Source organism: Pantoea wallisii (genome assembly GCF_002095485.1).
GTDB classification, from domain to species: Bacteria; Pseudomonadota; Gammaproteobacteria; order Enterobacterales; family Enterobacteriaceae; genus Pantoea; species Pantoea wallisii.
In genome coordinates this window covers 1-2,177 of record NZ_MLFS01000121.1, presented here as the reverse complement: position 1 = coordinate 2,177, position 2,177 = coordinate 1, and the positions used below count along the sequence as shown (strand labels likewise).

Here is a 2,177-nt window from a genome sequence, read left to right as displayed (position 1 = left end):
CTGGATCCTGCCCCGCCGCCGGTCATCCCGGCGGTCCCCGACAGCCGTAAAGTGGCCATTATTGACTCCGGACTGGCGCCAGGCCGCAGCGATATCAACTACGACAGCGTGATCTTCTCCAGTTATGTCGGCAGCGATTCGCGTCTGAACGACAATCAGGGCATCAACGGCCACGGCACCGTGGTGGCGCTGACGCTGCTCGGCTTATCGCCCGGCAGTACGCTGTATATGGCGCAGGCATCACAAAATAACCTGTTTAACTATGCCGACAGTACGCGCGCGGTGCACGATTTGCTGGATCAGGGCGTGCGCATTTTTAACATGTCCTATGGTTCGCCTGAACGCCTGACAACCGTGCAGACGCTGATCGGCGCGCGCCAGCGCTATCAGTCGCTCTACCAGGGTTTACAGGCGATCTCCGCTGCCGATGGCTTAGCGGTGATGATCACCGGCAATAACGGGACTGCTACGCCCGCGCCGGATGTGCTGACGCCGCTGATGTATCAGGATGCGCATCTGGCGCGTAATCTGCTGGCCGTGACCGGCGTGCTGGAGACGACCGGCTACGACAAGCCGGGACGTCCGGCCGGATCGGCCATGTTTGATGCCTGCGGTGCGGCCGCCGCATGGTGCCTTGCTGCGCCAGGCTACAGCGACTATGTGCATCAGAACGCCGACGGCAGCGCGGTGAATGCCCGCAGTTTCGGCACCTCGTTTGCGGCACCGCGCGTCACCGCCGCTGCTTCACAGCTGCTGCAACGCTATCCGTGGATGAGCGGCCACAATCTGCAGCAAACGCTGCTCACGACTGCCACCTACCGCAGCGATGCCCACGATAACCAGCCCGACAGCGCCGGCGGACGGCCCTACAACGACACTTTTGGCTGGGGTGAGCTTAATGCCGCCAAATCCTTGCAGGGTCCGGGGCAATTTTGGGCAGAGGATTTTCACGCCAGCCTTGATGCCGGGCGTTATGTTTTCAGCAACGACATCACCGGCGATCGCGGCCTGGTGCTGGATGGCGCGGAGCACAACGGCGTTCTGCAGCTTACCGGCAACAATCACTATCAGGGGCTGACGCAGGTTACCGCCAATACCCTGCTGATTGAGGGTGCCATTGCCGGTGATGCACGGGTCAGCGGCAGCGGCAAACTCGGCGGCAGCGGGCGTATTGGTGGCAATCTGATCAACCAGGGCACCGTCAACAGTGGCGTAAGGATTGAGGGCGATTATCAGCAGGCCGCGGACGGCACGCTTAACGTCACGCTGACAAATCCGCTACGGGTCTCCGGACGCGCCACGCTTGATGGCACGCTCTCTCTGGCACCGCCCTCCGCCGGTTACGTGGTGCAGCAGCAGGAGACGCTGCTGACCAGCGGTGGCGGCCTCAACGGCCAGTTCAGTCAGATCAATACCGGCGTGTTTCTGGAGGGCAGCGTCAGCTACGACGCCCATAACGTAACCGGCCAGCTCACCCGCAAAAATACCGCTGACGCGGCCGATGCGCTGGGCATCAACGCTGTCAGCGCGCAGCAGACTGCCCGTAACCTTGAACAGGCGTTTATCACTGCGGATCGCTGGCAGAAGCAGGCGGCGCTAAGCACAACCCAGCAATCCGCCCTGGCGGCAGCCGGTGCGTTCCAGACGCTGGCGGACGCACCCAATGCCCGGGCGGCTATCAACTCGCTCTCCGGGCAGGCGCACGCTTCCGGCAACGCCGTGCTGTTTAATGCGCTGGATTACCAGACGCGCCTGCTGAGTAACCGCCTGAGCGAGACCGATACAGAGCAGCACAGCGGCTTCTGGCTGGAGAGCGGCCAGCTGCGTGGCGCGCTGAATCAGGAGGGCTATCTGGGCAATCGCTATCGCTATACGCTGACCGCGCTGGGGGTAGAGAGCGATTTCGATCGGCCGGGTCTGCGCCTCGGCATCGCCTGGACGCAAACCCAACTCAACGCGACGTACGCGGAGAGCGGTGGCGGCAGCCAGAACAGTTTGCAGGGCGTGATGCTGTATGGTCGCTATGCGGTGACGCCGCAGTGGTACTGGCAGGGCAATCTGAGCTATCAGCACGGGCGCGATAAACTGCAGCGCCTGGTGCTGCTGGATGAGGCCACGCCGGTCTCCTCCTCCACACGCAGCGACAGCTGGCAGGCAGCCGTGCAGAGCGGCTATCG

The 2,177-nt window shown here is 62.9% G+C and carries 1 protein-coding gene; it reads left to right on the top strand.

Going from position 1 to position 2,177, the window contains the following annotated elements:
* The coding region (locus HA48_RS21800; RefSeq protein ID WP_128603167.1) for a S8 family serine peptidase at positions 1-2,177 on the top strand (2,177 nt) is incomplete at both ends.